34 protein-coding genes and 1 pseudogene are annotated in these 26,384 nt (G+C 35.0%); 12 read left to right on the top strand and 23 right to left on the bottom strand.

The features are described from left to right. Positions 1–147 precede the first annotated feature (147 nt). Positions 148–588, top strand: a complete 441-nt coding sequence (locus ACU8YW_RS04165; RefSeq protein WP_000642361.1) for a hypothetical protein — start codon at positions 148–150, stop codon at positions 586–588. 81 nt (positions 589–669) lie between these two features. Here ACU8YW_RS04165 and ACU8YW_RS04160 read toward each other — a convergent pair whose 3' ends face one another. The 13 genes from ACU8YW_RS04160 to ACU8YW_RS04100 form a co-directional block, all read right to left on the bottom strand. Further along, the gene (locus ACU8YW_RS04160) at positions 670–1,434 is read right to left on the bottom strand and encodes a sulfite exporter TauE/SafE family protein (protein ID WP_426933983.1); all 765 of its coding nucleotides are present in this window, start codon (positions 1,432–1,434) and stop codon (positions 670–672) included. A gap of 33 nt (positions 1,435–1,467) precedes the next feature. Next, a complete protein-coding gene (locus ACU8YW_RS04155; RefSeq protein ID WP_000437728.1) occupies positions 1,468–1,947 on the bottom strand; it encodes a DsrE/DsrF/DrsH-like family protein in 480 nt (159 codons plus the stop codon). A 72-nt stretch (positions 1,948–2,019) separates the two neighbouring features. Beyond that, complete coding sequence (locus ACU8YW_RS04150; protein ID WP_330938350.1) at positions 2,020–2,316, bottom strand: rhodanese-like domain-containing protein; 297 nt, start codon at positions 2,314–2,316, stop codon at positions 2,020–2,022. Between the two features lie 14 nt (positions 2,317–2,330). Further along, positions 2,331–2,696, bottom strand: a complete 366-nt coding sequence (locus ACU8YW_RS04145; RefSeq protein ID WP_106383090.1) for a rhodanese-like domain-containing protein — start codon at positions 2,694–2,696, stop codon at positions 2,331–2,333. 4 nt (positions 2,697–2,700) lie between these two features. Then, positions 2,701–3,060: a sulfurtransferase gene (locus ACU8YW_RS04140; protein ID WP_088608426.1), complete on the bottom strand. Its 360-nt coding sequence runs from the start codon at positions 3,058–3,060 to the stop codon at positions 2,701–2,703. A 66-nt stretch (positions 3,061–3,126) separates the two neighbouring features. Next, entirely contained in the window at positions 3,127–3,354 is a 228-nt protein-coding gene (locus ACU8YW_RS04135; protein ID WP_000864996.1) for a sulfurtransferase TusA family protein, read from the bottom strand. A gap of 24 nt (positions 3,355–3,378) precedes the next feature. Next, on the bottom strand, positions 3,379–3,606 hold the full coding sequence (locus tag ACU8YW_RS04130; protein WP_044796320.1) for a sulfurtransferase TusA family protein: 228 nt from the start codon (positions 3,604–3,606) through the stop codon (positions 3,379–3,381). Positions 3,607–3,644: 38 nt separating this feature from the next. Then, positions 3,645–4,775, bottom strand: coding sequence for an MBL fold metallo-hydrolase (locus tag ACU8YW_RS04125; protein WP_046956724.1), 1,131 nt, complete (start codon positions 4,773–4,775; stop codon positions 3,645–3,647). Positions 4,776–4,813: 38 nt separating this feature from the next. Next, on the bottom strand, positions 4,814–5,389 hold the full coding sequence (locus ACU8YW_RS04120) for a sulfurtransferase TusA family protein (protein WP_426933984.1): 576 nt from the start codon (positions 5,387–5,389) through the stop codon (positions 4,814–4,816). A gap of 73 nt (positions 5,390–5,462) precedes the next feature. Then, positions 5,463–5,726: a metal-sensitive transcriptional regulator gene (locus tag ACU8YW_RS04115; RefSeq protein ID WP_000456206.1), complete on the bottom strand. Its 264-nt coding sequence runs from the start codon at positions 5,724–5,726 to the stop codon at positions 5,463–5,465. Between the two features lie 185 nt (positions 5,727–5,911). Next, a complete protein-coding gene (cdr, locus tag ACU8YW_RS04110) occupies positions 5,912–7,576 on the bottom strand; it encodes a CoA-disulfide reductase (protein ID WP_106383089.1) in 1,665 nt (554 codons plus the stop codon). 258 nt (positions 7,577–7,834) lie between these two features. Next, positions 7,835–8,419, bottom strand: a complete 585-nt coding sequence (locus tag ACU8YW_RS04105; protein ID WP_088608421.1) for a DUF3238 domain-containing protein — start codon at positions 8,417–8,419, stop codon at positions 7,835–7,837. Positions 8,420–8,552: 133 nt separating this feature from the next. Beyond that, complete coding sequence (locus ACU8YW_RS04100; protein WP_088608420.1) at positions 8,553–9,137, bottom strand: DUF3238 domain-containing protein; 585 nt, start codon at positions 9,135–9,137, stop codon at positions 8,553–8,555. Positions 9,138–9,280: 143 nt separating this feature from the next. On the opposite strand from ACU8YW_RS04100, the gene ACU8YW_RS04095 reads away from it, so the two are divergent. After that, positions 9,281–9,754: a MarR family winged helix-turn-helix transcriptional regulator gene (locus ACU8YW_RS04095; RefSeq protein ID WP_098133089.1), complete on the top strand. Its 474-nt coding sequence runs from the start codon at positions 9,281–9,283 to the stop codon at positions 9,752–9,754. Positions 9,755–9,882: 128 nt separating this feature from the next. Here the strand turns inward: ACU8YW_RS04095 and ACU8YW_RS04090 are convergent, their stop codons facing one another. The 3 genes from ACU8YW_RS04090 to ACU8YW_RS04080 form a co-directional block, all read right to left on the bottom strand. Continuing rightward, on the bottom strand, positions 9,883–11,145 hold the full coding sequence (locus tag ACU8YW_RS04090; RefSeq protein WP_088608418.1) for a neutral/alkaline non-lysosomal ceramidase N-terminal domain-containing protein: 1,263 nt from the start codon (positions 11,143–11,145) through the stop codon (positions 9,883–9,885). 107 nt (positions 11,146–11,252) lie between these two features. After that, complete coding sequence (spoVR, locus tag ACU8YW_RS04085; RefSeq protein WP_001202728.1) at positions 11,253–12,668, bottom strand: stage V sporulation protein SpoVR; 1,416 nt, start codon at positions 12,666–12,668, stop codon at positions 11,253–11,255. Between the two features lie 114 nt (positions 12,669–12,782). Next, complete coding sequence (locus ACU8YW_RS04080; protein ID WP_000214808.1) at positions 12,783–13,343, bottom strand: nitroreductase family protein; 561 nt, start codon at positions 13,341–13,343, stop codon at positions 12,783–12,785. Positions 13,344–13,575: 232 nt separating this feature from the next. Between ACU8YW_RS04080 and ACU8YW_RS04075 the strand changes: the two genes are divergently transcribed. From ACU8YW_RS04075 to ACU8YW_RS04035, 9 genes are all read left to right on the top strand, one after another. After that, positions 13,576–14,172, top strand: coding sequence for a hypothetical protein (locus tag ACU8YW_RS04075; RefSeq protein WP_141542708.1), 597 nt, complete (start codon positions 13,576–13,578; stop codon positions 14,170–14,172). Positions 14,173–14,299: 127 nt separating this feature from the next. Next, the gene (locus tag ACU8YW_RS04070) at positions 14,300–15,817 is read left to right on the top strand and encodes a spore germination protein (protein ID WP_088062016.1); all 1,518 of its coding nucleotides are present in this window, start codon (positions 14,300–14,302) and stop codon (positions 15,815–15,817) included. Then, positions 15,814–16,896, top strand: a complete 1,083-nt coding sequence (locus ACU8YW_RS04065; protein WP_060487580.1) for a Ger(x)C family spore germination protein — start codon at positions 15,814–15,816, stop codon at positions 16,894–16,896. The genes ACU8YW_RS04070 and ACU8YW_RS04065 overlap by 4 nt, the downstream gene beginning before the upstream one ends. A 16-nt stretch (positions 16,897–16,912) precedes the next feature. Beyond that, positions 16,913–18,022, top strand: coding sequence for a GerAB/ArcD/ProY family transporter (locus ACU8YW_RS04060; RefSeq protein WP_088608416.1), 1,110 nt, complete (start codon positions 16,913–16,915; stop codon positions 18,020–18,022). 45 nt (positions 18,023–18,067) lie between these two features. Then, positions 18,068–18,577: a PCYCGC domain-containing protein gene (locus tag ACU8YW_RS04055; RefSeq protein ID WP_048545771.1), complete on the top strand. Its 510-nt coding sequence runs from the start codon at positions 18,068–18,070 to the stop codon at positions 18,575–18,577. Positions 18,578–18,697: 120 nt separating this feature from the next. Next, the gene (locus ACU8YW_RS04050) at positions 18,698–18,946 is read left to right on the top strand and encodes a YhdB family protein (protein ID WP_001195461.1); all 249 of its coding nucleotides are present in this window, start codon (positions 18,698–18,700) and stop codon (positions 18,944–18,946) included. Positions 18,947–19,111: 165 nt separating this feature from the next. Then, positions 19,112–19,531, top strand: coding sequence for a disulfide formation protein C (locus ACU8YW_RS04045; protein WP_000532264.1), 420 nt, complete (start codon positions 19,112–19,114; stop codon positions 19,529–19,531). 12 nt (positions 19,532–19,543) lie between these two features. Then, positions 19,544–19,996: a thioredoxin family protein gene (locus ACU8YW_RS04040; RefSeq protein ID WP_088608414.1), complete on the top strand. Its 453-nt coding sequence runs from the start codon at positions 19,544–19,546 to the stop codon at positions 19,994–19,996. 72 nt (positions 19,997–20,068) lie between these two features. After that, positions 20,069–20,284: a DUF1540 domain-containing protein gene (locus tag ACU8YW_RS04035; RefSeq protein WP_088062010.1), complete on the top strand. Its 216-nt coding sequence runs from the start codon at positions 20,069–20,071 to the stop codon at positions 20,282–20,284. 34 nt (positions 20,285–20,318) lie between these two features. On the opposite strand, the gene ACU8YW_RS04030 is transcribed toward ACU8YW_RS04035, so the two are convergent. From ACU8YW_RS04030 to ACU8YW_RS04020, 3 genes are all read right to left on the bottom strand, one after another. After that, complete coding sequence (locus tag ACU8YW_RS04030; RefSeq protein WP_426933985.1) at positions 20,319–20,570, bottom strand: hypothetical protein; 252 nt, start codon at positions 20,568–20,570, stop codon at positions 20,319–20,321. A 103-nt stretch (positions 20,571–20,673) separates the two neighbouring features. After that, positions 20,674–21,435 (bottom strand): L,D-transpeptidase, encoded by a 762-nt coding sequence (locus ACU8YW_RS04025; protein ID WP_088062006.1) that lies wholly within the window; start codon positions 21,433–21,435, stop codon positions 20,674–20,676. Positions 21,436–21,503: 68 nt separating this feature from the next. After that, positions 21,504–22,370 carry an SDR family oxidoreductase gene (locus tag ACU8YW_RS04020; protein WP_097907254.1) on the bottom strand — a complete coding sequence of 289 codons (867 nt, stop codon included), beginning with the start codon at positions 22,368–22,370 and terminating at the stop codon, positions 21,504–21,506. A gap of 203 nt (positions 22,371–22,573) precedes the next feature. Between ACU8YW_RS04020 and ACU8YW_RS04015 the strand changes: the two genes are divergently transcribed. Further along, the gene (locus ACU8YW_RS04015; RefSeq protein WP_088062002.1) at positions 22,574–23,875 is read left to right on the top strand and encodes an NCS2 family permease; all 1,302 of its coding nucleotides are present in this window, start codon (positions 22,574–22,576) and stop codon (positions 23,873–23,875) included. 63 nt (positions 23,876–23,938) lie between these two features. Here the strand turns inward: ACU8YW_RS04015 and ACU8YW_RS04010 are convergent, their stop codons facing one another. From ACU8YW_RS04010 to ACU8YW_RS03995, 4 genes and pseudogenes are all read right to left on the bottom strand, one after another. Continuing rightward, positions 23,939–24,211, bottom strand: a complete 273-nt coding sequence (locus ACU8YW_RS04010; RefSeq protein ID WP_000576485.1) for a hypothetical protein — start codon at positions 24,209–24,211, stop codon at positions 23,939–23,941. 55 nt (positions 24,212–24,266) lie between these two features. Continuing rightward, positions 24,267–24,515: a hypothetical protein gene (locus ACU8YW_RS04005; RefSeq protein WP_426933986.1), complete on the bottom strand. Its 249-nt coding sequence runs from the start codon at positions 24,513–24,515 to the stop codon at positions 24,267–24,269. Further along, positions 24,503–25,153 (bottom strand): ABC transporter ATP-binding protein, encoded by a 651-nt coding sequence (locus ACU8YW_RS04000; protein WP_088061998.1) that lies wholly within the window; start codon positions 25,151–25,153, stop codon positions 24,503–24,505. Before ACU8YW_RS04000 ends, ACU8YW_RS04005 begins: the two co-directional genes overlap by 13 nt. Then, positions 25,154–26,376, bottom strand: a pseudogene (locus ACU8YW_RS03995) (ABC transporter permease). Between the last annotated feature and the right edge of the window lie 8 nt (positions 26,377–26,384).

The following is a 26,384-nucleotide window of genomic DNA, read 5'->3' as shown; positions in this document are numbered from 1 at the left end:
AAAGAAGCAGTTCTCTATGGAGGTAGAGTACTGCTTCTTTTTATTTCTTCTAAATCAAAAATCAGAACTTTCTAACTATCTTTTTTAATATTTTTAAATTATAATAAATAGTAGCAATCTATTCCAATTATCAGGGGGCTCATACATATGAAAGCTGCAGTAAAACATAACATCTCAGATTTTAAAGACTACTTAAAATCCAACGATATATACATGGAAGAAAATATAGATGAAAATGATGGTTCTGTTCATTTTTCAGTAGGCTTAGAAACAGAAGCTGGCGCAAAAATTCAACTTATCGCTGCTTTCCAAAACGAACATCCTACTGTGGATATATACTGCTTCAATGTTGCTCACGTACCTGATGCAACATCAACAAATGATATTTTGCATGTTATCAATGAATTAAACACATCTTATCGATTTGCAAAATTCACATTAAACAAGCAAAATGCAATTGATATTTCAGCATCGCTTGCATTCTCAGAACCAAACTTTAATCCAGCACTTGTCTTTGAACATACGAGAATGCTATATAAATTAGCAAATGACGAATATAAAAACTTAATGAAAGTTATTTGGGCATAAATCAGCCTGCACCAATCAGGCGTTTACTACCTTCAAATAGCGGCATAAATAAAAGGATGAGCTGCAAGCAGCACCATCCTTTTATTTCGATATCATATCAATCCACATCTTAACAGCAGTGCCTACAATCAAAATCGATAACATATATTGCAATGCTTTTTGATTGATCCTCTTCCCGACTCGCACTCCAAGCGGCGCAGCAAAGATACTTGCAATCGCGATAATAAGAGCTGGAATTACAACTACTTGCCCAGTTATTACTTTTCCAGTCGTAATTCCTACTGAGGAAATAAACGTAATTGCGATAGATGTTGCTATTGTTGTACGTATCGGCAATTTTAAAATGACCAGCATAATGGGAACTAATAAGAAAGAACCTCCAGCACCTATAATGCCTGATGCTCCGCCTACAATAAATGCTAACAAACTTGCTAACCATTTATTATATTTCACTTCATCACCATTATTTCGTTTCGGTACGAACATCATAATAGCAGCTATTGTTGCTAACGCTGCATAAACAACATTGACCGTATGTTCCGCTAATACGTTAGCACCAAAACTCCCTATGAAACTTCCTATTAATATACTAGCTCCCATATACACAACTAGCGTTTTATCCATATCATTACTTTTCCGATAGGCCCATGCCCCTGCAAAAGTTGCAAAGAATACTTGAACCGCTGTAATACCACTTACTTCATGTGACGTATAGCCAGTAAACCCCAGCAATACCGGAATGTATAAGATCATCGGATAATTAATAATCGCACCGCCAATTCCAACCATTCCTGATATAAACGATCCTATAAACCCAATTATAAAAAGTAATACGACTAAGCTCATCTTACATCCCCTCCCTTCTAAAAAGAAGGTGAATTAAATGAATAAGTTTACATTCCCATCCGAAGCATCTGCTAAATAAGCTCCTACTCCTGCAAACTCTACCCCTTCCATAATCTCTTCCTCTTTTAACCCTAATAAATCTACTGTCATTTGACAAGCGACAAGTTTAATCCCCTGTTCTTTCGCCAAATCGATTAAATCTGGTAAAGGCATCGCATTATGTTTTTTCATAATACCTTTAATCATCTTTGGTCCCATACCTGCAAAATTCATTTTTGATAATCCCATCTTATCCGCACCGCGTGGCATCATCTTTCCAAATACTTTTTCGATGAAAGTTTTCTTCACCTTCACATGCTCATCTTTCCTTAAAGCATTTAATCCCCAAAAAGTATGAAAAATAGTTACCTCTTGATCATACGCCGCTGCACCATTTGCAATAATATAAGCAGCCATTGCTTTATCATAATCTCCGCTAAATAAAACGATTGTTGTTTTCTTCTGTTGTTCCATGTTTTTCTCCCTCCGATTACCTATAGGGGTATTTTGTCATTTGTAAAAAGGCTCAAATCATGTATCTCTGTACTATACGACTTTACCTTCCCATGCTAACATACCACCTACCATATTAATTGCTTGAAAACCGTAGCTCTCTAAAAACTGAACTGCTCGTGCACTTCTTCCGCCAGAACGACAAACGATAATATACTCTTTCTTTTTATCCAACTCTTGCATACGAAACTCTAATAGTCCTAGTGGAATATTACATGCTTCTGGGATTTTCCCCTCGGCAACTTCTTCTACTTCACGTACGTCTACGATATTGACTGCTTCTTTACGTAACAATTTTTCTTCTAATTCTTTTACTGTCATTTCTTTCATTTTAAATTTCCTCCTCACAAACCATTCATACCGCCTGAAACATTGATAACGTGCTGAAATCCTAATTTCTTTAATACCTTTGCTGCTTGCTTACTTCTCATCCCGCTCTGACAAATAACGATTACTTCCTTATTTTTATCTAATTGATTTGCTTTACTAGCTAACTCATTTAATGGGATATTCTGAAACCCTTTCATATGATTCCCTCTATACTCACCTACTGTACGTACATCGATAAATTGTTTATTCTTTTGCCCCATTATCCGTTTTAAATCTTTTCCTGAAATATTTTTTACTCCTCTAACTGGTAAGAAGCGAGAAATAATAAACCACGATACAAGTACAATTAAGATTACATTTAATATTGTCTTTACATCCATAAAACTATTTAAACTCCTTTTGTGCTTTTTTCCCGTCCAAATATAAACTATAGCTTTGAATATGGAACCCTTTCTTTCTTAAAAAACGAACACTTAAATTCCGATCCACTTTATTATGAACAATAAGATGCAAAGGCTTATTTGGTATTTCATGATAATACCGTTTTAAATACGCATACGGTATACACATAATTCTAGAAGTGTTATCACTGTGACTCTCTGTATAATTGCGTACATCTACAACAACACTTTCCATTTTCCTTACTTGTTCTAACGAAATATATGCAACGTTTAAAACCGGAATGTAACGTTTTACTAAAATTCCTAGCATCCATACTAGTAGAGATATAACTATATAAAACATATATGATTATCCTCTTTACTTTCAATAATAAGCATAGGATGTAATCTTCCACTTGTTATTGAACTGCTATGCTTTCTTGATCCAGAATTTTAATTCACCAGATTCTTCCGTGTGTTTTAACACTTCATGACCGCCTTTTTGTGACCATGCTGGAATATCTTTAATCGCACCTTTATCTGTTAAGTGTACTTCTAACACTTCCCCCGATTGTAATGCTTCCATTGCCTTCTTTGTTTTTACAATTGGCATTGGACATGCTAATCCTTTTACATCTAATACTTCTTTCACTTTCATCTTATATGCCTCCTATTTTTATAATTAAGCTTTCTTAATCCAGAACTTTAATTCGCCGTCTTCTTCTGTATGCTTTAACACTTCATGACCGCCTTTTTGTGACCATGCTGGAATATCTTTAATCGCACCTTTATCTGTTAAGTGTACTTCTAACACTTCCCCCGATTGTAATGCTTCCATCGCCTTCTTTGTTTTCACAATTGGCATTGGACATGCTAATCCTTTTACATCTAATACTTCTTTCACCTTCATCTTATATACCTCCTATTTTTATTTCATTTGAAACCGAATTAATTATGAACAGCACAACGGTTTGGACCAATCTCCATTTCACGCTCTTCGTCTTGACTTGGATTTAATCGCCCCATATTTGTTTGACGAATTTCTTGATATGCATTCGGTTGAGGTGGTAAATTCTCTGTTACAACTTTACGAAACTCTCCCTCATCCTCAATATTTAATCCTGCATTATACGCAAATAAATCTTTTAATTTAGCACTAACAATGCCACTCTCGTCCATTTCACTTATTTTTGAATAATGAGCCGGTAACACAACTAAGTTTTGAGATAGTTCTTTATATCGGCTATACAAAGTAGTACGTAAATCACTTACCCAATCTTCAGCTTTCCCAGCAAGGTCTGGACGCCCAATTGAATCTACAAATAAAATATCGCCTGATAATAAATAGGAATCATCTACAATAAATGACGTACTTCCAATCGTATGCCCTGGTGAGTATAATGCGTCAATTTCAATTTTAGTACCCCCCACCGTAATAACAGATCCTTCAACAAGTGGTTTATATGAGAACACAACTTCCTCCGCATCTTTTGGCGGCAACCAATACGTACCACCTACTTTTTCCGCTAACTTACGTCCGCCAGAAATATGGTCTGCATGTAAATGTGTATCCATTACATTCGTAATCGTAACACCATGTTCTTTCGCAAACTCTTCGTACGCTTCAACTGTTCTTACTGCATCAATAACTGCTGCTTCACCGTTTGAAACGACCATATAAGATAAGCAACCTTTTCCAAGACGGTTAAACTGATACATACTTCCGCCATCTTTTAAATCTCCAACTTTTATAGGCTTTATATATTCACTCCAAGCCTTCATACCACCAGATAAATAATAAACATTTTCTAATCCAGCCTCTGTTAATTGCTCTGCCACAAATATAGAAGACCCTTCTTTTGCGCATACTACTAAAACATCTTTATCTTTAGGTAGTTCACTTACAATATGATCTACACCCTCTAATAAATCAAAGTACGGCACATTCATTGAAGTAACTTCTTTTCCTTCAATTTTCCAATCTTCATAATCCGCCTCATTACGAACATCTAAAATAAATAACTTTCCGAATAAAACTTTCTCTGCAACATCTTTTGCTTGTAACGGTTTAACGTTCATCTCATTACCCCCATAGGTATATTTTTATTTAAAAAATTTTATTTTTCCACATTGCCTTGCCACTCTAACATGCCTGGAATGACATTTTTCACATTTGCATAACCTTTCTCTTTCAACATGTGGCAAGCTACATCACTACGGTTACCAGTTCGGCAAACAACATAAATTTGCTTCTTCTGATCTAACACTGCACTGTCTAATTCTCCTAACGGCACGGAAACAGCCGATGGAATATGACCAAAAACGAATTCCGCCGCTTCACGAACATCTACTACAATACACTCTTCACCACTTAATAATATCTCTTCCAATTCCGAATTCGTAATTGTATGAGGATATTTCACTATTTCATTCATTTCATGCTCATTTGCTTTTCTAACGTAATGCATCAATACATCACCTTCGTGTTTCGTCCCGATATATTGATGACCTACTTTACTCGCCCAACTTTGTATATCTACAGTAGACCCTTTATCTGTTGCCTGAACTTCAATCACTTGCCCTGATGTCAAACCTTCCATCGCCTTCTTCGTCTTCACAATCGGCATCGGACAGGCCAAACCTTTACAATCTAAACTCATATCCACTTTTATACTCATAGTCGATTCCTCCATAATTTATATACATATACCTGTAGGGGTATATTAAAATATTTTTGAAAATCTGTCAACACTTATGTTTGACAGATTATCGGCTTTTTACAAGTAATTGAACAGCTTCTTTAATTAACTCTTCATTTGAACCATTACCGCTTTCAAACTGCTCACGCAAACATTGCTCTAGATTCGTTCCAACAACAAGTCCAATTGTACGATCAAGTGCAGAACGAGATGCCGTTAACTGTGTAATAACCTCTCGGCAATCTTTTCCTTCTTCCATCATACGAAGCACACCACGAACCTGACCTTCAATACGTTTCAATCTATTTTTCATATCTTGATTATATTCCATTCTATAATCACCTCATTACCATTATGTCACTATTTATAACCTATGACAATATATTATACCCTATAGGGTATTTTGTAAACCCCTATTTTTAATGTTTATCTTATATGTTCACAAAACAAGAAGTGAAACCTTAATACATAAGCTTTCATCTTCCACTAAATTTTGAAATGGAAGATGAAAAAATATTAATACGCAACACGTTCTGGTAATACTGTCCCATACAATTTAAAGCCACCATCTACATTCTTTACCTTATATCCTTTTTCCATTAACATGCGCGCTGCGACATAACCTCTCATACCAAGTTGACAAGTAATATATATTTCTTTATCTACCGGTACTTCATCCAAACGATCACGTAACTCATCTAAGGGGATATTAATAGAACCTTTAATCATTCCTTGTTTGAGTTCATTAGGCTCTCGAACATCAATAAGATATCCACCATTTTCAATAATACGATCTACCTCATGCCATTGTACTGTGTCCACGAAACCATCTACTATATTACTTGCCGCATACCCCACCATGTTTACTGGGTCTTTTGCAGAAGAATAAGGCGGGGCATATGATAATTCTAAATCTGGCAAATCAATTACGGTTAAGTTTGCCTTCATTGCCGTTGCAATAACATCAATACGCTTATCTACACCGTCACGCCCTAACGCCTGCGCCCCATACATTTTTCCGCTTTCTTTATTAAAAATTAATTTTATTAACACTGGCGTCGCATTCGGATAATATCCGGCATGCGAATTCGCCTGTACGTGTACTACCTCATAGGGTATATTTAATCGTTTTAATATTTTCTCATTTACTCCCGTCGCAGCAACTGTTAAATCAAAAACTTTAGCTACAGAAGTTCCCAGCGTACCTTTATATAAAGAATCCGTACGACCATGAATAATATCTGCTAACATGCGACCTTGACGATTAGCTGGCCACGCTAACGGAATCATCGTTTCTGTTTCTGTAACAAAATCCTTTACTTCAATCGCATCACCAATTGCATATATGTGCGGGTCCGACGTTTGAAAACTCTCATCTACCTTTATCGTTCCTCTAACTCCTAGTACTAACCCTGCATCCTTCGCTAAACTGCTCTCTGGTTGCACACCAATTGCTAAAATAATCATATCTGTCTTTATGATTGAACCACTTTTTAAACGTACAACAGTCCCGTGCTCTTCTAATGCATCTACACCATCTTCTAAAACAAGCTCAACATTGTGCTTTTTCATATGCTCATGCACATATGCTGCCATTTCATAATCAATTGGTGGCATTACTTGATTTGCCATCTCTACAAGAGTAACATCAATTCCTCGTTCTCTTAAGTTTTCAACCATTTCTACTCCAATAAATCCGCCACCAATAACCGTCGCATGATGTGGTTTCTTCTCATCAATGTACGCTTTAATACGATCTGTATCAGGTACATTTCGTAACGTAAACAACGTCTTCGCTTCTTCAATACCTGGAATAGGTGGAACAATTGGTTTTGCCCCTGGTGAAAGAATTAAAATATCATATTCCTCGTTATATGTTTCATTTGTAGTTACATTCTTTATCGTAATTGTTTTCTCTTCTTTATTAATCTTTACTACTTCACTCAATACACGTATATCTAAATTAAAACGCTTTGACATTCTTTCAACAGTTTGAACTAATAACTTTTGTCTTTCTGTAATGACACCGCCAATGTAGTATGGTAATCCACAATTCGCAAATGAAATATATTCACCACGCTCCACCATAATAATTTCATCTTCTTCACTTAAACGACGAAGCCTTGCAGCTACTGATGCCCCGCCCGCAACTCCACCTACTACTACAATTTTTCTAGACATATTTCAAACCTCCATCTTATTTATTTTCTTAATGTATCAAAAACAGAAAACTTATACCCGTATGGGTATATAATAAAATATACAAAAATCATTTTCAATATATATATCTTTTGTTCACAAATTCGAAACAAAAAAACCTAGATATCTCCAGGTTCCTTTCTGTATGATTAAATCCATGCCTAAAGGCGGCGTAGTATGGAGTAATACTTATTTTTGACGGCTGAATTCATTTACGGATGAAGTAATTTGTCATACTTCCTATAAACTCTTTGTAAAACTATAATCCATTTCTCCACCTAACGCTTCAGGTGTATCACCAGTTTCTCTAAAATCATGTGTATAAATTTGTTCAAATGAACCGAAATCTACTTGCTTATAAAATTCATAGCAAGGGAAACCATCATGTTCTCCTTGAATATTAATACTACCATCCTTTTTCACACATACAGTTAATAAATAGTCCACAGGAGGAGCATACACATTTAACGGATTACTTGCACTTGCTCTCATTTTGAATTGCACACCATCAGAATTCCATTCAATATCCGTACACACAATATTTTCAGTACTCGCTTTTCCTGTTCTTTTATTCACCGAACCATCTGGGTTTGTAACCTTCTCTGTCGTAATACCCGTGTCCGCATATGAAAACACTTCTTCTTTATAAAAATCCACTACTACCTCTTGCTCAACTCTAGAGCGCATAGCGTTTACCGCATACGGTGTAAATTCACGGGAATCACCTTCGAATTGGATTACTTTTCCCGTTTCCATATCCTTCTTAGCTTCAGTCCAAGACATTGGAATAAATACACTGGCTCTAATTTTAACGATATTAGTCATAAGAAACACCTCTATAATTTTATTTTAAATACTGCATATCATTGAGTAAAACAGATCACAATTTCGGTCCCATAATCAATAGATTTCTCTTTTAACGTTTGCTACTTCCTTCTGAAAAATAGCGCTATATTTATTAGATTGTCGTTTTAAAACTATATTCCATTTCTCCAGCTAGTGCTGCTGGGGTATCATCAGTTTCTCTGAAATCATGTGTGTATATTAATTCAAATAAACCAAAGTCTATTTGTTTATAAAATTCATAGCAAGGGAAACCATCGTGTACACCTTCAACATGCACAGTACCACATTCATTAACTCGTATAGTCAAAAAATAGTCAGCTGCAGGTGCTGTCGTGTTTAACGGATTACTTGCACTTGCTCTCATTTCAAATGAAACTTCATCTTCACTCCATACAATATTTGTACATACAATGCTTTCTGTACTTGTTTCTCCTTTTTGATACTCAATTGAGCCATCTGGATTTGTAATCTTCACAGTGACGATACAAGCATCTGCATATGTGAAAATTTCTTTTTTATAAAAATCAATATTCACTTCTTGTTCTAATCTTGAACGCTTTGTGTTCACAGCGTATGGTGTAAACTCACGTGCATCTCCAGCATATTCAAACACTCTTCCTGTTGCAGAATCCTTAATAGGTTCCAGCGATGCATATGGTGCAAATACACTCCCTCTAATTTTAACGATATTAACCATGTGAAACCTCCATTGATTCTATTTATATAAATCATTATTTGTACTATACGGAATATAGTCAATTTGATTGACTATATTCCGTATAGTATAATAGGTTTCACATTTAGTCAACTTAATTGACTATAATCACGGAGGTTATATACATGGATCATTCAACATTTAACGAACTAGACCTTACTTCACTTTTATCATTATCTTTCAGTACATTAATTACTGAACTACATGAAAAATTAAGTGAATTAGGATTTGAAGATATTAGGCCAGCACATGGTTTTATGTTCAAACGCATTCTTCCTAATGGAGCAACTGGTATAGAACTAGCTGAGTATTTAGGGATTTCCAAACAAGCTGTAAGTAAAATGGTAGATTCTCTTGAGAGTAGTGGTTACGTTACACGTAAAACGCATCCTACTGATAAAAGAGGTAAGATCATTATTTTAACCGAACGTGGTTTGTCAGTAATGAAAGCAAAAGAAGAAATAATAGCTGAAATAGAACAGCGATGGATTGAAAACATAGGTGCAGAACGAATGCAAATGCTTAAAGAAGATTTAACAACATTCGTTACTAAAAAAAATACAGGAAAATTATCATCAAATATACGCCCTGTTTGGTAAACAAAAACTCCATATAAAAAACGAATCCATTTTGATTATTCTTTTTCAAAATGGATTCGTTTTTTACAGTTTTATTAATAATTATTGTTTCTTTTAAATTTTATATTAAATACATGAAAGTCTATATTTTAAACATTATATGATTTCATAACTCTCTGCACAATCAAACTCGCCGTATTCTCCTCCGGTGGCATCAACAAATTTGTAGCTGGCCCATATACGACAGGACTTAATTCCACTTCATATCCACCATATACATACTCTTCCTTTGTAGGTAAATAACCAATATATCCGTTCGTATATCCACCAAAGAAAGCTAGTTCATTTTGAAGACTCTCTTTCACTTCTAACGCAGTTTCTGAAAAAGGTTCCATCGGTATACCAGAGAACATACCATCATTAACTTGAAACAGTTGAACTTCCAAATCAATACGTAACTGCCGAATACCTTGCTTATATTTCTCTAAAACGATAGTAAACCATTCATCCGTGTTCACACCCCACTGCTTCTCCGCTAATTGAGCCATTCTTCGTATCTCATGAATTTCTGGAATATCTTTCAACTTCATTTGCATCATACTCGAAACTGTTCTTAAATTTACAATTGGGCTATATGTAACTATTGGCAACATCGTTAATACATGTCCACTAAGTGTGTAAGCCATTTTCTTTAATGCTTCCCTTGAACCACGATGCTTCGCATTTACATTACCAGCAGCTCCTTGCATAATAATAACAGGACAGTTTACGATTTTCTCAAGAATCTCCCTCGTCATTCCAGGATAATCCGCTGATAATACATCGCTATCACCTTTTAAAACATTCGGATGCGCAGTACAAAATACAATAATTCCAGATAGCTCCTTCGTTTCAGCATGTCTTATTGCTAACATACCAATTCGTTTATCTACAACACCTTCTATATTTGTTCCCATCTTTGCTCTTCCATCAGATGTTCTCTCTCTTCGGTTGACCCCAATATCACCTGTCGTAACACCCCAGCCAACTTCACAGAGCTTCAAGTTGTTATCCGCAGTAACCGCACCTTGCACTACATTATTTACTAAACTCGTTTTATACGAATTTACTAAAGGTTGCTCACCGACTGTTTCTGGACCAGAGTGTGTATGTGTATAAACAACTGTTATTCGCTCAAATGGCACATGAAGCCTACTAGCTACTCGCTCACGAATAACATTCGTATCTTCTACTAACATCCCAATATTATCAACACTTATAAACACCGTTTTCATTTCATTTTTTTCAAATACAAAGACCGTCCCGTAAATACGCTCTTCAATATTATTTATTCCTGTCTCTCTATGGTATCCGACAAAATCAATACCGACAGGCGGCGTAATATCCACCTTGCATACCCCTATTTTGCTCATTTGAATCGCTCCATTTCTCTATGTAACTCCCTTTTTCAAGAATAGCATATTTAACCTTGTTCCAAATAAAAAAGAACGGACATAGCATTCTATGTCCGTTCTTTTCATCACACATACTTCCGATGCACCATCTTCCCATCATAAGAAAATACAACGCCCTTACTCTCCACAATCGACTCCATATGCACCGTTCTTCCCCATAATTGATGAAGGTATGGCAATACTTTTTCTAAGTATTTTAAATCGAGCTCGATCCCTTCGTAACTATGTTTAATGTACAACTCTCCGTTCTTTAAGTAGTCCCCGTCTTCTACTACTAAGTACGGGAAGCCACCATTTGTACGCATATTTACGAGCTGATCACGCACATGTTCCCATTCTTTATCTATTACTTTATATTCTTTTCCTTGGCGCTGGAATAAGTACATATCTTCTCTCATTACGAGGTCTTTATTTAAGTAGTTTCTTAAGAACGATACGTCCCACTCAATTTCACGTACTTCAAAAATTTTATCTCGACCAGATCCTGGTTTTACACCGCGTCGCTTCATTTCTTCTGTCGGGTTGTTGTAACGTTCTTCAATATCTTCAAACATTTTAATACCGAGGTAGTATGGGTTAATGCTTGTTTTTGATGGTTGAACTACACCTGCATTAAGCTTTGCGAATTCAATCGCTTCAGAAGATGTTAAGTCCATTTCACGAAGTATGCGTTGATGCCAGAAGGAAGCCCAGCCTTCATTCATAATCTTCGTTTCAAGCTGTGGCCAGAAATATAACATTTCCTCGCGCATCATCGTTAATATGTCGCGCTGCCACTCTTCTAGCTCACGGCTATATTCTTCAATAAAGAGGAGTAAATCTTTTTCTGGCTGCGGTGGGATTTTCTTCTTTTTATGCATATTAGGTCGTTCCCTCTTTTTGTTTCGATCATCTAAATTCCATAAATCATCGTACTGTGATATCTTTTTCTTTTCTACATCCTCTTCTAAATCTCCAATACTCCAAGCAAGTTTCGGACGCATAAGCGATGGATCAATATGTTCTTGAATGGCAAGTACTGCATCCAAGAACGTTTCTACCTCTTCTCTTCCATACTTATGTTCATACGCCTTCACACGATCTGCTGTCGCTGCCATACTCTCCACCATATCGCGTTTCGTATTAGAGAAACGAATATTATTTTTGAAGAAATCACAGTGCGCTAAAACGTGCGCCACGATTAATTTATTTTGAATTAAAGAATTCGTATCTAATAAAAAGGCGTAACATGGATTAGAGTTAATAACGAGTTCATAAATTTTACTAAGTCCTAAATCGTATTGTAATTTCATTCTGAAAAATTGCTTTCCAAAACTCCAATGCGAAAACCTCGTCGGCATCCCATATGCACCAAATGTATAAATAATTTCCGCTGGACATACTTCATAACGCATCGGATAAAAATCAAGCCCAAATCCAGTCGCAATTTCCGTAATTTCCGCAATCGCATATTGCAGCGCTTTATCTTCACTTGCTCTCATTATTTTCCCTCCTTACACTTTCCCTTAAGAAAGTGTATGATGAGGAACAAGCTTTCATGAGGATTGATTGCATAATAAAAAGACATCCTCATAAAAACGAGAATGTCTCATCTATTAACCTTCAATAATCTCCATCTTCTCCGTAATCGGCGTACGAGCTTTTCCTTCTGGTGCTTTATCGAAATAGCCAAGGTGAAGAATTCCAACGATGCGTTGACCTCTTGTTAAACCAAGTCCTTCTATAAATAATGGATTGTAGTTTAATCCGCCTGATTTCCAAACGCAACCTAAGCCACGTTCCCAAGCAAGCAGTTGGAAGTTTTGCATAAATGCACATGTTGCAGCGTAATCTTCGTCGCGTTGAATTTGACGTGGATCTTCATTAATATAAACAACAATTTGTGCCGGCGTGCTTAAGAAACGATCTGATAAAATTTTGCCGCGTTTCGCTCTTTCTTCTTCTGTGAAAGAGTTTAATACTGCATCTACTAATTTTTTGCGGCCTTCTCCAATGTATAATTTACAATTCCATGGTTCACGGTGTTTATGATTCGGTGCCCATGTTGCGTCGTTTAATAGTTCAATTAATAACTCTTTATCTACAGCTTTATCTGTAAATGTACGTACAGAGCGTCTTTCTTTAATCACATTTGCGATGGAAGTATATGTAGTCATATTTTTCTCTCCCTTATTTTCATCTATATGTATACATTTGTTATTGATATTGATTTTCAATTTCGATTATACCTTAGTTTTTTACTATTAATCAATGTTTTATGTTGGAAAACTTCCAAAAACGTCATTTTATACTGTGAATAAAAAAACTTAACTTGTTCACAAGTATTTCACATTTTATGGAAATGATATGTGTACAGTTTTCCACATTATCCATCTAGGAGGAGTTTATATGTACAAAAAAATCGCAGTAAGTATGACTATGGCAACATTATTATTCGGGGCAACCGTCTTCCCTACTTTCGCTGCCACGCCAAAAGAAATAACATTGCACCATCATAAGCCTATTTCAGAAGAAGAAATGCAGTCGCTCGAAAAACTCGGCTATAACAAACATGAAATTTGGAAAGCTGCTCACATTGCAAGAATCGGTAAAAAAGAAATAAAAGACGTTTTAGCTTACTATAAGCAAAATAAATCTTGGGAGAAAACAGCCCAGCATTTCGGTGTAGATCCAAGTAAATTAAAAAAGCATCATATGAATAAAGAGACGAAAAAAGCACTGCTGCAAGAATTAGCAAATATGCAAAAATCTACACCAGACGGCCTAAAACAAAAAATGAAAGATTATAATATCGGATTACGTCAGCTCACGGTATTAACAATCATCTCTCAAAAAAGTAACACTCCTCTTGATGATGTACTAAAAATGAAAAAAGACGGAATGGACATTAAACAAATTGCAGAAAAATTAAATGTAAAAAAAGAAGATATACGAGCAGAAATGATTAAATTAGTGAAGTCTATTAAGGAAAAGAAAACAAATTAATACGCCAAAAAAGGAAGGGATTCCCAATACCCTTCCTTTTCTTTATGAACTTTCAATTTTCAAGTATAAATTCCCGCCTTTCCCAAAAACTAACATAAGTAAATGCTATATGTCAGGGGGTGTAAAAATGTTCGGTTTCTCATCTGAAAAATCCAAAAAGACTACGGCAAAACCACTTTGTTCTATTCCAGAATTTATACATACCATGAAAGAATCTAGCGATTTTGTATCTTATAACGTACTTGAAGATGAAACGTTATGCTTGTTTTATTATAAATCTGTCGTGGAAGCACTTATTATTAAACAGTTTATTTTAACTCCTATGAAAAAGGAATCAGAACATATTCAAAATATCTCTGACCTATGTAATATTGTCTCCATTGAAGATATTATTACCTCTCCCTCTATTGATGATATTCGTGAGAAATTATTAGGTGGATATATTTTAGTACGCTTAAAAAGCAATTCGAATCCCGATCAATATGCTTTAATTCGTGCCGAAAGTACTGTTTTAGGAACACGATTATATAACGATACAGAAAATGAGTATAGCGTAATTGGACCTAAAATCGGTTTCGTTGAAAACCTTGATACAAATATACACTTATTGCGCCGAAATATTGTAACGGAGCAACTCATTTTCAAAGAAGTTATCGTTGGATCTATGTCAAAAACGAAAGTAGCAGTTGCTTATATTGAAGGGGTTACAAATGAACAATTTATCAACACTGCAATACAACGACTAGAAGACATTGACTTTGATGTTCCCTTTGATTCGACTATGATTGAGCAATTTATCAGTGATAATAGCAATTCACCATTCCCTGTTCTATTACCTACAGAACGATTAGATCGAGCAGTATTTGCATTAATTAACGGGGAAGTTTTAATTTTAACAGATGGCTCTCCATATGCTTTATTAGGACCGACAACGTTACTAGATTTTTTCATTTCACCAGAAGATTATTATTTACCGTGGATGATTGGATCGTTCTTTCGCGTTATCCGTTTTTTCGGAGCTATATTTTCTCTTTTTTCCTCCGCTATTTATACAGCGGCTTTAACATATCATTATCAAATGATTCCTGCTGATTTACTAGGACCTATTATTTTCTCGAGAGCGAACGTACCTTTCCCGCCTATTCTAGAAGCACTCTTTCTAGAGATTACAATCGAATTGCTTCGTGAAGCGGGAGCACGTTTACCGACGAAAGTCGGACAAACAATTGGTATTGTTGGCGGGATTGTAATTGGGCAAGCATCTGTTGAAGCCGCTTTAACGAGTACGATTTTATTAATTGCAGTTGCTTTATCCGCTCTTGCATCTTTCACAACGCCGACTGTAAAAATGTCTTCTACTATTCGGTTGTTACGATTCCCGCTTATTCTTTTAGCTGGTGCATTTGGTGGATTAGGTCTTATTGTCGGGTTTGTGTTTATTTTAGCTCATTTAATTAAATTAAAATCACTTGGATCACCTTATTTATTACCTTTATATCCATTTCGTGGTTTAGGTACAGCGGAAGGTTTTTTCCGTTTACCGTTTAGCCAAACTGCACAAAGGCCTTCTTTCCTTAGACCAAAATCTAAATGGCGTTATAATCCAAACAAAGCGAAGCAAAAACGTGATGGTGATAATGAATGAAAAAACTCTTATTGTTCCTTATTATACCCCTTTTTGTTCTACAAACTGGCTGTACACAAACGTATATAGTGGATACACAGCGTATTATTCATATTGCTGGATTTGACATCACAAAAAACAAAAGATTCCAAGGAACGATCTTATTTCCAGAGTATACACATGGTGTAAAATCGAAACCAGAAACTCAATCAACATCTGCCCGCTCACTTGAAACAATCGCTTCACGATTAAATGCAAAATCCCCCCACAATGTAGTTGTAGGTCAAATGCGTGTCGTTCTATTTGGAAAAGATCTAGGAGAACAAGGAATGGGGGAAATTATTACTAACTTACAACGTGACCCAAATATCGGGCGTGATGTACAACTAGCAATTGTAGATGGCTCGGCTGAAGAGCTTTTAAATTATGTAAAAAAAAATGGTTCGTTATACATTGCTGATTTACTTGAACAAAATATACGAAACGAGAACATTCCACAAACCACATTAAACATTTTTTTATATAATTACTACTCTTCTGTATGTGATGCGTATGTTCCTTATATTAAAATGGACGATAATCATTCCGTGGCTGTCAAAGGACTTGCTTTTTTAAAAGGTGATAAAGTCGTTATGTATACAGATAAAAGACATTCTGTTTTAGCAAAATTACTTATTAACCCTACGAAAAATGGACGTTACGAAGCAGCGATAAAGAAGAACAAACATAAAGGTATGGTTGTCATACAAAACTTAGCTGGGGAAAGCAAGTATGATATTGATCAAACTGGTGACATACCAAAAGTAAAAATCCATTTAAAACTAAATGGACTAATTAAAAACTCCCCTAATTGGATTGATTTAAGAAAAAAAACAAATATCAATTATATAAAAAAACAAATTGAACGAAACGTTGAACAAGATTGTGAAGAATTAATAAAACAATTTCAACAAAAGAGAATTGATCCTTTAGGAATACGCGATGAAATTAGAAGCCATACGAGAAAATGGAATATAAACCAAATTCGAAATATGTACCCGAATATAGCTGTGGATATAAATTTAGATATTAACATTGTACAATCTGGAATTGGAGAATAGTGAGGTGAAATAAGCAATGCATACAATGAATAAAACAAAGACTGTCTCTCCATATTTTGCATTTGTTTTGTTACATTCTCTTCAAATTGGAATAGGAATTCTAGGATATCAACGGGTAATTTTAAAAAATGCTGGTTATGACGCTTGGATATCTCTAATCATAGCAGGTATTGCAACTCATATTGTACTGTTTTGCATGCTAAAAATGTTAGAAAAAGATGGCGATTTAATTAGCATTCATACAACGAGCTTTGGAAAATGGATCGGTTCTATATTTTCTGTAATTTTTACTCTTTATTGCTTATTATTTTGCCTTACTGTTCTTCGTACATATATGGAAGTAATACAAGTTTGGATTTTCCCTACCATTAAGTTATGGAAACTAACCCTTATGTTTTTATTAGTGACTTACTATATTATAAAGGGAGGATTTCGCTCTGTGACGGGAATATGTTTTTGGGGAGTCGTTCTTCCTATTTTCGTTGTATTCTTTTTAATTTATCCAATGAAATATGCACATTTCCGCAATATTTTACCTATTTTTACACATTCACCTTTTGACATGCTTATATCTGCAAAACACTCTGCGTTAGAGTTTCTTGGTTTTGAGACAATCTTAATCTTCTATCCATTTATTGAAAAAGGAAAATCCTTAAAAAGATGGGCTCATGCAGGTATTGCTTTTAGTACCTTAATTTATGTAGTTTTAGCCATCGTATCTTTTATGTATTATAGCGAGGGCCAATTAAATCACACGATTTGGCCTACTTTAACAATGTTAAAAATCATTAAAGTCCCTTTCATTCAACGCTTTGAATATATTATTATTTTCGTTTGGTTTTTAATTATTTTGCCAAACCTTTGTTTAACCATTTGGTCATCATGTCAAACGATGAAGCGTTCATTCCATATTCCCTTTACATTCACATTACCATTTTTTATTTTCATGGTCTTTACAGCTTCCTTATTTTTCACAAATCGTGAAAGTATCAACACATTAAATACAGTACTATCTAAAGCGGGTTTATATATTGTATACGCTTATATCCCAATTTTATTTCTATTCCATTCAGTACGATGGCGTTTCAAAAATCCGTCGAAAAAATCTTCAACCGATACACCATAATCTCTGATACAATTTGAGTAATACATTTGTAAAGGGGACAAGCGTATGAAGAAATATGTATTTTCTTTACTTGCAGTACTAAGTTTAATTCTTGCTGGTTGCGGAGCTACTAGTACAAATGAAAAGAAATCATCTGAATCAAAAGAAGAGCATGACCACGCATCGCACACTCAGCAAGCTGACATTCAAGAAAAAACAAAAGGAGTCGACACACTTCCTACCTTCCTAGACAAGCTTGATCCACAAATGAAAGATATCTACACTGTCGCTGGGCAAAATGCAGAGCTATTAGATTGGATTCCATGTTACTGCGGTTGCGGTGAGAGTGTGGGACATAAAAATAATAAAAACTGCTTTATTCGTGAAATGAAAAAGAATGGTGAAGTTGTTTGGGACTCCCATGCAACGACTTGCGTCAATTGCTTAGAAATCGCGGTTGAATCTGCTTCCATGAAACAAAAAGGAAAATCAACGCTCGAAATTCGTAACTATATCGACAATAAATATAAAGAGGGCTACGGCAAGCCAACACCTACGCCAATGCCAAAAGCTTAAAAACGGGGATATTCCTCGTTTTTTCTTTTCATTCGCTTTTTTTCTTAACAAATTCTTTCAAGTGTATTTCTCCTTGCTTGTCACACACTATATATAACTCCTCAGTAAGGAGGGTACACAGTGCAAACATATAACGACTATGACAAAGCTCTCTATTACACGTATAGCTGTAATTGGGATAAATTACTCGTTCTTATGGTTCAAACGAACGATCAACTATTTTCTAAGCGTATTGAACATTTTTTACACGCTTATCAATACAGTAAAGAAATGCCAGAAGTTGATAAACAATTGCAGCTCCTATTTCAATATATTGACCATGCATCCCAAAAGTCACATATAGAAGAAGTAGAGCAAATTCAAATGTAAAATATAGCGCTATTCTCTTTATGAGAATAGCGCTTTTTTAAAATGTTTATATCAATAAAAGTTTCCCCTTATAAAACTTTTATTGATAAACATATTTTTTCTTTCTTTTCTGTGCTACTTCATACTATAATTTAGTATGTAACTATTATAAGAGAGGTATAAAATATGGGACGAGAAAAAAAGCAAGAATATGCTTTACTTACCGCATGGGGAGCTTCTTTTATCGCTACACTAGGAAGTCTGTACTTTTCCGAAATCATGAAATTTGAACCTTGTGTACTTTGTTGGTATCAACGTATTTTTATGTATCCATTCGTTTTATGGCTTGGTATCGCTGTAGCAAAGAAAGATTATCGCATCGCAAGTTATTCTTTACCAATTGCAAGTATCGGTGCTTGTATTTCTTTATATCACTATGCAATTCAAAAAGTCCCAGCATTTTCAGCTGCTGGAGCAGCTTGCGGCCGTGTACCCTGCACCGGAGAATTCATAAACTGGTTTGGTTTTATTACAATCCCGTTTTTAGCACTTATCGGCTTTATTACAATCGCTGTATGTAGTTTTATTGTAATAAAAAACAAATAAGGAGATGAAACAATGAAAAAAATGCTTATATTTGGTGGTATTATTATCGCTTTGTTTGCAGCAATTTTCGCTGTCACACAAATGGAAGAAAAAAATGCTACTAGTCAAAAAATTGATAATGCTACTGATAGTAAAACAAATGGCCCTGACTACTATACAAACAAAATCTCTCTTTCAGATCTTCAAAAGAATTTAAAAGAGAAAAAAGAAGAAACAGTATACTTTTATCAAACATCTTGCGTTCATTGCCAAAAGCTATCTCCTGTCGTAGTACCAATGGCTAAAGACTTGAACGTTGATATGAAAGTTATGGATATTGAAAAACTAGATGCTCCTTGGGATGAATATAAAATTAAAGGAACTCCAACAATCATTCACTTTAAAGATGGCAAAGAAGTAAGCCGTATTAGTGGTGAACAACCGAAAGACAAATTAAAAGAATGGCTTGAGCAAACAAAAAAATAATGCGAAAAGGAAACTCCTTCTACACATGAAATGGGCGTAAAATCCCAAACTAATGTATAAGGAGGGGGTTTTATGCCAGAAGTGAAATGTTCTGTTTCCAATTGCTCATTTTGGGGACAAGGTAACTTTTGTCAAGCAAGTGCAATCGTTGTTCAACCAGATGCACAAGAGGCCGGTTCGAATGCAAATGATTCGTATACAGGTGCGGTTTTAACAAACGAGACGCTAGAAAGTTCTGTAGCAACGAGTGTAGAAACTTGTTGTCATACATTTAAGCCAAAATATTAAACATAAAAAGCATACGATTACTCGTATGCTTTTTTTACATTCCTCTCCAAAAATCATGCATGATAAAAAAGTACAAAATAACGAGAACAACTGTCCCACATAAGGTAATGCGCCGATACATACTCTTCTCTCCTTCTCTCGCTTTCACAAATGCCCAAATAAATCCGAAAAATAATATTAAATCAAAATATGGAACATAAAAAGAAAAGACGAGAAACGCATACAAATACACGATAAATAAACAGGTCGTTACTAAGAAAACTTTAAAAGCAAATTCACTTTTCATAATGTAACCGCCCCCTATCTGTACTGTATTATATTCAGCAAAATACAATAGTTGCAGTTAAACTCGAAGTAGAAATAAGCTACCGTCTGTAATACGGTAGCCATTATGGAACATTATATTTCCGTTTATATATATTACTTAAAGTCGAGGCAGGAATTTGCTCATAACGAATTTTTTCTCCTGTTTCATCCACAATATACAAATTGTTTCCTATATAATATATTCCATCTTTTCGTTTTGAGTACACTGCATATCTTTCGTTCGGCAATACCGTTTTCACTTTCGTTAACTGCCCATTTGGTTCTTGCCAATATATATCAGCACGGTCTACTAACGTAAGCATGCCAATTTGCTCTTCTTCTATTTTACGACCATTCCAGCTCACAACGCGGTAACCAAGCTTATTCGCTTCATATTCAGGGCTCGTATGAAAACGAGAAATGATTACTTTCGTCTGTAATTGCACCCGATCATATAACCATTGTATATCCCGGTCATGCATGCGAATACAGCCATTCGACTCTCGGCTTCCAATCGTCCATTCCCGATTTGTTCCATGAATCGCATACTCCTTTTTATCCAAACCTAACCAACGCGTACCGAGAGGATTATTCGGTGCACCACCAGCTATTTTTTTTCGATGGTATTCTTTATTTTTAAATTTAGTTATAATACAAAAATTACCTTCAGGCGTAGGTGTACGATCTCTTCCAGTTGTTACGGGGAATGTTTTTGTATAATTTCCATTTTCAAAAAAAGACAACTGGTTTGTCGTAAGATTCACTAATATTAAATGATCTGTATCAGCAAAAGCACTAACCGGTAGGATGAAAAATAATAGTATGACGAAATATAATTTTTTCATCTATATCCCTCCCCTAGCGCTCAATATAATTAGTGGAATTAACTTTACTTTGCTCTTATCAATGAAAACTATCCATTTACAATAACGCCTCCATTTACATGCATCATTTGTCCGGTAACATAGGATGAATCATCAGACGCTAAGTATACATATGCTGGCGCTAGTTCATATGGTTGACCAGGTCTTTGCATCGGAACATTGCTTCCAAACTGAGAGACTTTCTTCTCATCAAAGCTCGATGGGATAAGTGGTGTCCAAATTGGTCCCGGCGCAACACCATTTACACGAATCCCTCTTTGCACTAACGATTGAGAAAGCGATCTTGTAAAAGCTACGATTGCTCCTTTCGTTGCGGAATAATCAATTAAAGTTTCATTTCCTTCATACGCAACGATAGACGCCGTATTTATAATGACATCCCCTTGCTTTAAATGAGAAAGTGCTGCTTTCGTAACGTGAAAATAAGAAAAAATATTAATACGAAAAGTCTTTTCTAGCTGTTCTGCTGTAATATACTCTAGCCCTTGCTGCGGATATTGCTGCGCGACATTATTTACTAAAACATTCAAACTACCTAGCTGCCGAACGGTCTCTTCTACAATATCTTTACAATGCTGTTCATTACTTAAATCACCCGGCAACAATACACATTTCCCCCCCTCTTTCTCAACATATTGTTTCGTCTCATTTGCATCTTCCTCCTCATCTAAATACGCAATCGCAATATTTGCTCCCTCTTTCGCAAAAGCGATGGAAACAGCGCGTCCAATCCCACTATCTCCTCCTGTAATTAATATATTTTTTCCTTTTAACTTTTCGCTTCCTTTATAATTTGGGTCTTCGAACTGTGGTAGAGGATTCATTAACGATTCAATACCAGGTTGTTTATTTTGATGTTGCGCTGGCATTGTTACAAAGTTTTTTTGCTGTGGCATATCTTCTTTCAACTCCTTTTCCTTATAATATGCGCACAATAAAAACTGAAATTCACACATCGTTTTACGATTAATATTCGAATTTAAGACACAAAATATGAATTGTTGTAAACTTTTTATGCAAAACTATTGCAAAATAGTTAAAAAACGAATATTATATATAACTGTTGTGAAAATTATTCGTAAACAGAAAGGATGTTTATATGTTTAACCTTTCAAAACATAAAACTTCTATTAAAACTGAAATTATGGCAGGTATTATTACCTTCTTAACAATGGCATATATCATTGTCGTAAACCCTGTCATCCTTGGGGATGCAGGTGTTCCATTTGAACAAGCATTTACAGCAACAATTATCGCTGCTGTTGTCGGAACATTATTTATGGCAATCTTTACAAACTTACCAATCGCAATCGCACCAGGTATGGGATTAAATGCTTACTTCTCTTACTCTGTTGTAAAAGCTCATGAAGGCATGACTTTCGCAATTGCATTCTCTGCTGTATTCGTAGCAGGTATGATTTTAATTTTGTTATCATTCACATCTTTCCGTACAAAATTAATGGAAGCAATTCCTGAAAACTTAAAACATGCAATTACTGCTGGTATCGGTCTTTTCATCGCCTTTATCGGTTTACGTTTAACAGGTATCGTTACAAAAAATGAAGCAAACTTAGTTGGACTTGGTGATCTTCACTCTGCTCCAGTACTACTAGCATTAGCTGGACTTGGAATTACAATTGTCCTTATGTCTTTAAATGTAAATGGTGCACTATTTATCGGAATGCTATTAACTGGTATTATCGCTTACTTCACAGGACAATTATCGTTCTCAAACGGCGTTACATCAATGCCTGGATTACCAGAAGGAATCATCGTTTCCAATCCAATTACTGCTGTATCTGATGTAATTAACTACGGATTGTACGGCGTTGTATTTTCATTCTTCCTTGTTACATTATTTGATACAACAGGTACATTACTTGGAGTTGCTCAACAAGGTGGATTTATGAAAGATGGAAAGCTTCCAAAAGCTGGACGAGCTCTTCTATCTGACTCATTCTCAGCAACAATCGGTTCTATGTTCGGAACAACACCATCAACAGCGTACATTGAATCATCTGCTGGTGTTGCAGCTGGTGGTCGTACTGGTTTAACAACTGTTACAGTAGCTGTTCTATTTGCACTAGCAGCATTCTTCGGACCATTAGTAAGTGCTGTTTCTGGCGTATCAGCTATTACTGCACCATCATTAATTATCGTTGGTAGTCTTATGATGGGATCAGTTCGCCACATCGATTGGGACACATTTGATGAAGCATTCCCAGCATTCTTAGTAATATTAAGCATGCCACTTACATCAAGTATCGCAACAGGTATCGCACTTGGATTTATTTCATACCCACTTATGAAAGTGGCAAAAGGTAAATTCCGTTCTGTTCACCCACTTGTGTATGTATTCGGAATCTTGTTCGCTTATCAATTGATTTTCTTACCACATTAAAATTCCTCATAAAGAGGGATTTTTTTTTATGTATAAAAAAATAGAGCATCGAATTTCGATGCTCTATTTTCCTTTTGCAACAATCACACGAACTACTTTCAATACAAGAAGTAAAAGACCGTTCACTATCGCTGCAATCCCTAAAAATACCGCTATTATCAGCTCTCCCATTCCGTTATTCAATACAAACATAACAGAAGAAATGAAAGCTAAAATAAACAATATTAACGTTGGTATATATTTAATAATAGGCTTCTTATATGATTTTTTTGAAAGAAGAAACGTAATTACTAATGTCATAATGATCACAAAATATACTACAAATAAGAAAATCATACGAAAGCCTCCACTATTCCTAAACTATGAACAATATAAAAGAAGTTAAAACTTATTAATATTTTTCATTCATCTGTACTTCTTTACTATACTTTTGAATGAAAACGGATGAAATAACCATTACCATCCCTACACTAAATCCAATAAGCTGATCCAGTAGCATTTCATCATGAATGAACCAGCGCAGTAAAAATACACCACTAAAAATAAACATCATAGTAAATCCAGTATGCCTAAGACCTTTATATACATTTTCCATATGTATCACCTCTTCACATACTTTTATCCATATTATACCATACATCCATCGAGCAAACGTATTGTCCTCTGGCAGTATGCAGCTACCTTTTGATCATGTGTAACAACTAGCACCGTTTTTCCTTGTTTATGAACCTCTTTTAAAATGCTCATAATTTTTTCTCCGTTTTCTTGATCGAGAGCACCAGTCGGTTCATCAGCAAGTATAATTTTTGTATCTTGTGCTAATGCCCTCGCTATCGCTGTCCTTTGCTGCTCTCCTCCAGATAATTCGTGAGGATACTTGTTAATATGTCTCTCCAGCCCTACCATTTCCAGCATTTCTTTTGATATTTGTATACGTTTCGTATGAGAGATTTTTCTATATATAAGCGGGAGCATTACATTTTCAATAACTGTATAATCATCTAGTAGCGAAAAGTTCTGAAACACAAATCCAACTTCCTTATTTCTATACTTATGATAGTTGGCCTTTAATGTACTCGTATCCATTCCATCTAAAAAATACTTTCCAGCAGAGGGGCTATCGATTAAGCCAATAATGTTAAGGAGAGTAGATTTCCCCGAACCAGAGGGTCCCATAATAGCTATCATTTCGCCTTTTTCTATTGTAAGATTAATATCTTTTAAAGCACTAAAATTACTCTTTCCGTATCCCTTAGCCACATTTGCAAGCTGAATCATCTATAACACCTCTTTCATATATGTATTTTTTATTTTTAGTACATTGAAATAAATGATTGTATATATAACGAGGATCATTGCAATTGATAGAGCACCTATAACAACCAATGATTCTATAGAGACTTGTAACGTTCCAAAAAAAGATATGGTACTATTTTCTAGCTCTTTTTGAATTTCAATTACTCCGCTATTCTCCCATTGAAAATACATAATTCCTATACATATCGATAAAATGAATAACAACATATACTCAATAATAAATGGAAGACATATTTGAAAAGTACTTGCACCTAACGCTGATTTAATAGAAATATTTTTACGCTCCATATAAAGTGCGGCCATTGATGTTAATACGATAGATAGAAATGAAAAAAATAAGACTGTACCGCTTAATAATAAGGGGTATGACATATTATCAATACCTTGCTTTTCGTTTTCTAACAATTTATTCGGATTTGTAACATAATACGAATATCCCTTACCTTTAATACTTTCTTTTGAAATTCATTTATATTTATATTCTCATTTGTTTCTATAATTAACCCATTGTATAACAGGTCTACACTATAGAACTCTATTTCTTCCGTTCCAATTGGTAAAATTGCCATGTCATCTAATAATGTAATACGATTATCCGATATTTCACCGCTCCGAGGATATGTAAATGGTGAATTTTTTTCTAAAAAGCCAATTACTTTTAGCTTCATTTTTCCAGATGGTATAACCTCACCAATAGATACCTTCTCTTTATAATTAGCCCCTAATATAACAGGTCTAATATCAAATACTGATTTATGAAATTCCGATTCCTCAAAATACCTTCCTTGTGAAAGTCGGATATGAAAGTACTTATTAATATCTTTATCAATAATAAGAGTCTTTATCGTTCCATTTTCTTTTTTTAAGCTAAGTGAATAGTTACGGAGCAAATAATTTGTTGTATTTTTTATTGGTATCGTATTAGATAACCCTTGAATGAATTGTTGATAATCATTTCTCGCTTTTTCTTCGCTAAACAATGTTATATCTTGCGTCGCATAAAGTTCATAGAAATTTTTATGAGTCGATAAATGATTTGCTACCGTCATCATTTTTCGATATCCCGACAGATTACTAATAAATTCTATAGATGAAGAAAATGCAATAATTAAAGAAATTACTATAATTAAACTTGGTAACAACCGTTTTTTCATAGATCGTATAGAATCAAATATAAAAAACATGACGACCA

This window comes from Bacillus pretiosus (genome assembly GCF_052947655.1).
The sequence above is the reverse complement of the archived record's forward strand: the minus strand, read 5'-3'. Positions and strand labels throughout refer to the sequence as shown.

Bases quoted from the DNA above. Each gene is read 5' to 3' on its own strand.
- ACU8YW_RS04165 (WP_000642361.1), top strand. From the start codon at position 148: ATGAAAGCTGCAGTAAAACATAACATCTCAGATTTTAAAGACTACTTA.
- ACU8YW_RS04160 (WP_426933983.1), bottom strand. From the start codon at position 1,434: ATGAGCTTAGTCGTATTACTTTTTATAATTGGGTTTATAGGATCGTTT.
- ACU8YW_RS04155 (WP_000437728.1), bottom strand. From the start codon at position 1,947: ATGGAACAACAGAAGAAAACAACAATCGTTTTATTTAGCGGAGATTAT.
- ACU8YW_RS04150 (WP_330938350.1), bottom strand. From the start codon at position 2,316: ATGAAAGAAATGACAGTAAAAGAATTAGAAGAAAAATTGTTACGTAAA.
- ACU8YW_RS04145 (WP_106383090.1), bottom strand. From the start codon at position 2,696: ATGGATGTAAAGACAATATTAAATGTAATCTTAATTGTACTTGTATCG.
- ACU8YW_RS04140 (WP_088608426.1), bottom strand. From the start codon at position 3,060: ATGTTTTATATAGTTATATCTCTACTAGTATGGATGCTAGGAATTTTA.
- ACU8YW_RS04135 (WP_000864996.1), bottom strand. From the start codon at position 3,354: ATGAAAGTGAAAGAAGTATTAGATGTAAAAGGATTAGCATGTCCAATG.
- ACU8YW_RS04130 (WP_044796320.1), bottom strand. From the start codon at position 3,606: ATGAAGGTGAAAGAAGTATTAGATGTAAAAGGATTAGCATGTCCAATG.
- ACU8YW_RS04125 (WP_046956724.1), bottom strand. From the start codon at position 4,775: ATGAACGTTAAACCGTTACAAGCAAAAGATGTTGCAGAGAAAGTTTTA.
- ACU8YW_RS04120 (WP_426933984.1), bottom strand. From the start codon at position 5,389: ATGGAGGAATCGACTATGAGTATAAAAGTGGATATGAGTTTAGATTGT.
- ACU8YW_RS04115 (WP_000456206.1), bottom strand. From the start codon at position 5,726: ATGGAATATAATCAAGATATGAAAAATAGATTGAAACGTATTGAAGGT.
- cdr (WP_106383089.1), bottom strand. From the start codon at position 7,576: ATGTCTAGAAAAATTGTAGTAGTAGGTGGAGTTGCGGGCGGGGCATCA.
- ACU8YW_RS04105 (WP_088608421.1), bottom strand. From the start codon at position 8,419: ATGACTAATATCGTTAAAATTAGAGCCAGTGTATTTATTCCAATGTCT.
- ACU8YW_RS04100 (WP_088608420.1), bottom strand. From the start codon at position 9,137: ATGGTTAATATCGTTAAAATTAGAGGGAGTGTATTTGCACCATATGCA.
- ACU8YW_RS04095 (WP_098133089.1), top strand. From the start codon at position 9,281: ATGGATCATTCAACATTTAACGAACTAGACCTTACTTCACTTTTATCA.
- ACU8YW_RS04090 (WP_088608418.1), bottom strand. From the start codon at position 11,145: ATGAGCAAAATAGGGGTATGCAAGGTGGATATTACGCCGCCTGTCGGT.
- spoVR (WP_001202728.1), bottom strand. From the start codon at position 12,668: ATGAGAGCAAGTGAAGATAAAGCGCTGCAATATGCGATTGCGGAAATT.
- ACU8YW_RS04080 (WP_000214808.1), bottom strand. From the start codon at position 13,343: ATGACTACATATACTTCCATCGCAAATGTGATTAAAGAAAGACGCTCT.
- ACU8YW_RS04075 (WP_141542708.1), top strand. From the start codon at position 13,576: ATGTACAAAAAAATCGCAGTAAGTATGACTATGGCAACATTATTATTC.
- ACU8YW_RS04070 (WP_088062016.1), top strand. From the start codon at position 14,300: ATGTTCGGTTTCTCATCTGAAAAATCCAAAAAGACTACGGCAAAACCA.
- ACU8YW_RS04065 (WP_060487580.1), top strand. From the start codon at position 15,814: ATGAAAAAACTCTTATTGTTCCTTATTATACCCCTTTTTGTTCTACAA.
- ACU8YW_RS04060 (WP_088608416.1), top strand. From the start codon at position 16,913: ATGCATACAATGAATAAAACAAAGACTGTCTCTCCATATTTTGCATTT.
- ACU8YW_RS04055 (WP_048545771.1), top strand. From the start codon at position 18,068: ATGAAGAAATATGTATTTTCTTTACTTGCAGTACTAAGTTTAATTCTT.
- ACU8YW_RS04045 (WP_000532264.1), top strand. From the start codon at position 19,112: ATGGGACGAGAAAAAAAGCAAGAATATGCTTTACTTACCGCATGGGGA.
- ACU8YW_RS04040 (WP_088608414.1), top strand. From the start codon at position 19,544: ATGAAAAAAATGCTTATATTTGGTGGTATTATTATCGCTTTGTTTGCA.
- ACU8YW_RS04035 (WP_088062010.1), top strand. From the start codon at position 20,069: ATGCCAGAAGTGAAATGTTCTGTTTCCAATTGCTCATTTTGGGGACAA.
- ACU8YW_RS04030 (WP_426933985.1), bottom strand. From the start codon at position 20,570: ATGAAAAGTGAATTTGCTTTTAAAGTTTTCTTAGTAACGACCTGTTTA.
- ACU8YW_RS04025 (WP_088062006.1), bottom strand. From the start codon at position 21,435: ATGAAAAAATTATATTTCGTCATACTATTATTTTTCATCCTACCGGTT.
- ACU8YW_RS04020 (WP_097907254.1), bottom strand. From the start codon at position 22,370: ATGCCACAGCAAAAAAACTTTGTAACAATGCCAGCGCAACATCAAAAT.
- ACU8YW_RS04015 (WP_088062002.1), top strand. From the start codon at position 22,574: ATGTTTAACCTTTCAAAACATAAAACTTCTATTAAAACTGAAATTATG.
- ACU8YW_RS04010 (WP_000576485.1), bottom strand. From the start codon at position 24,211: ATGATTTTCTTATTTGTAGTATATTTTGTGATCATTATGACATTAGTA.
- ACU8YW_RS04005 (WP_426933986.1), bottom strand. From the start codon at position 24,515: ATGTATGGTATAATATGGATAAAAGTATGTGAAGAGGTGATACATATG.
- ACU8YW_RS04000 (WP_088061998.1), bottom strand. From the start codon at position 25,153: ATGATTCAGCTTGCAAATGTGGCTAAGGGATACGGAAAGAGTAATTTT.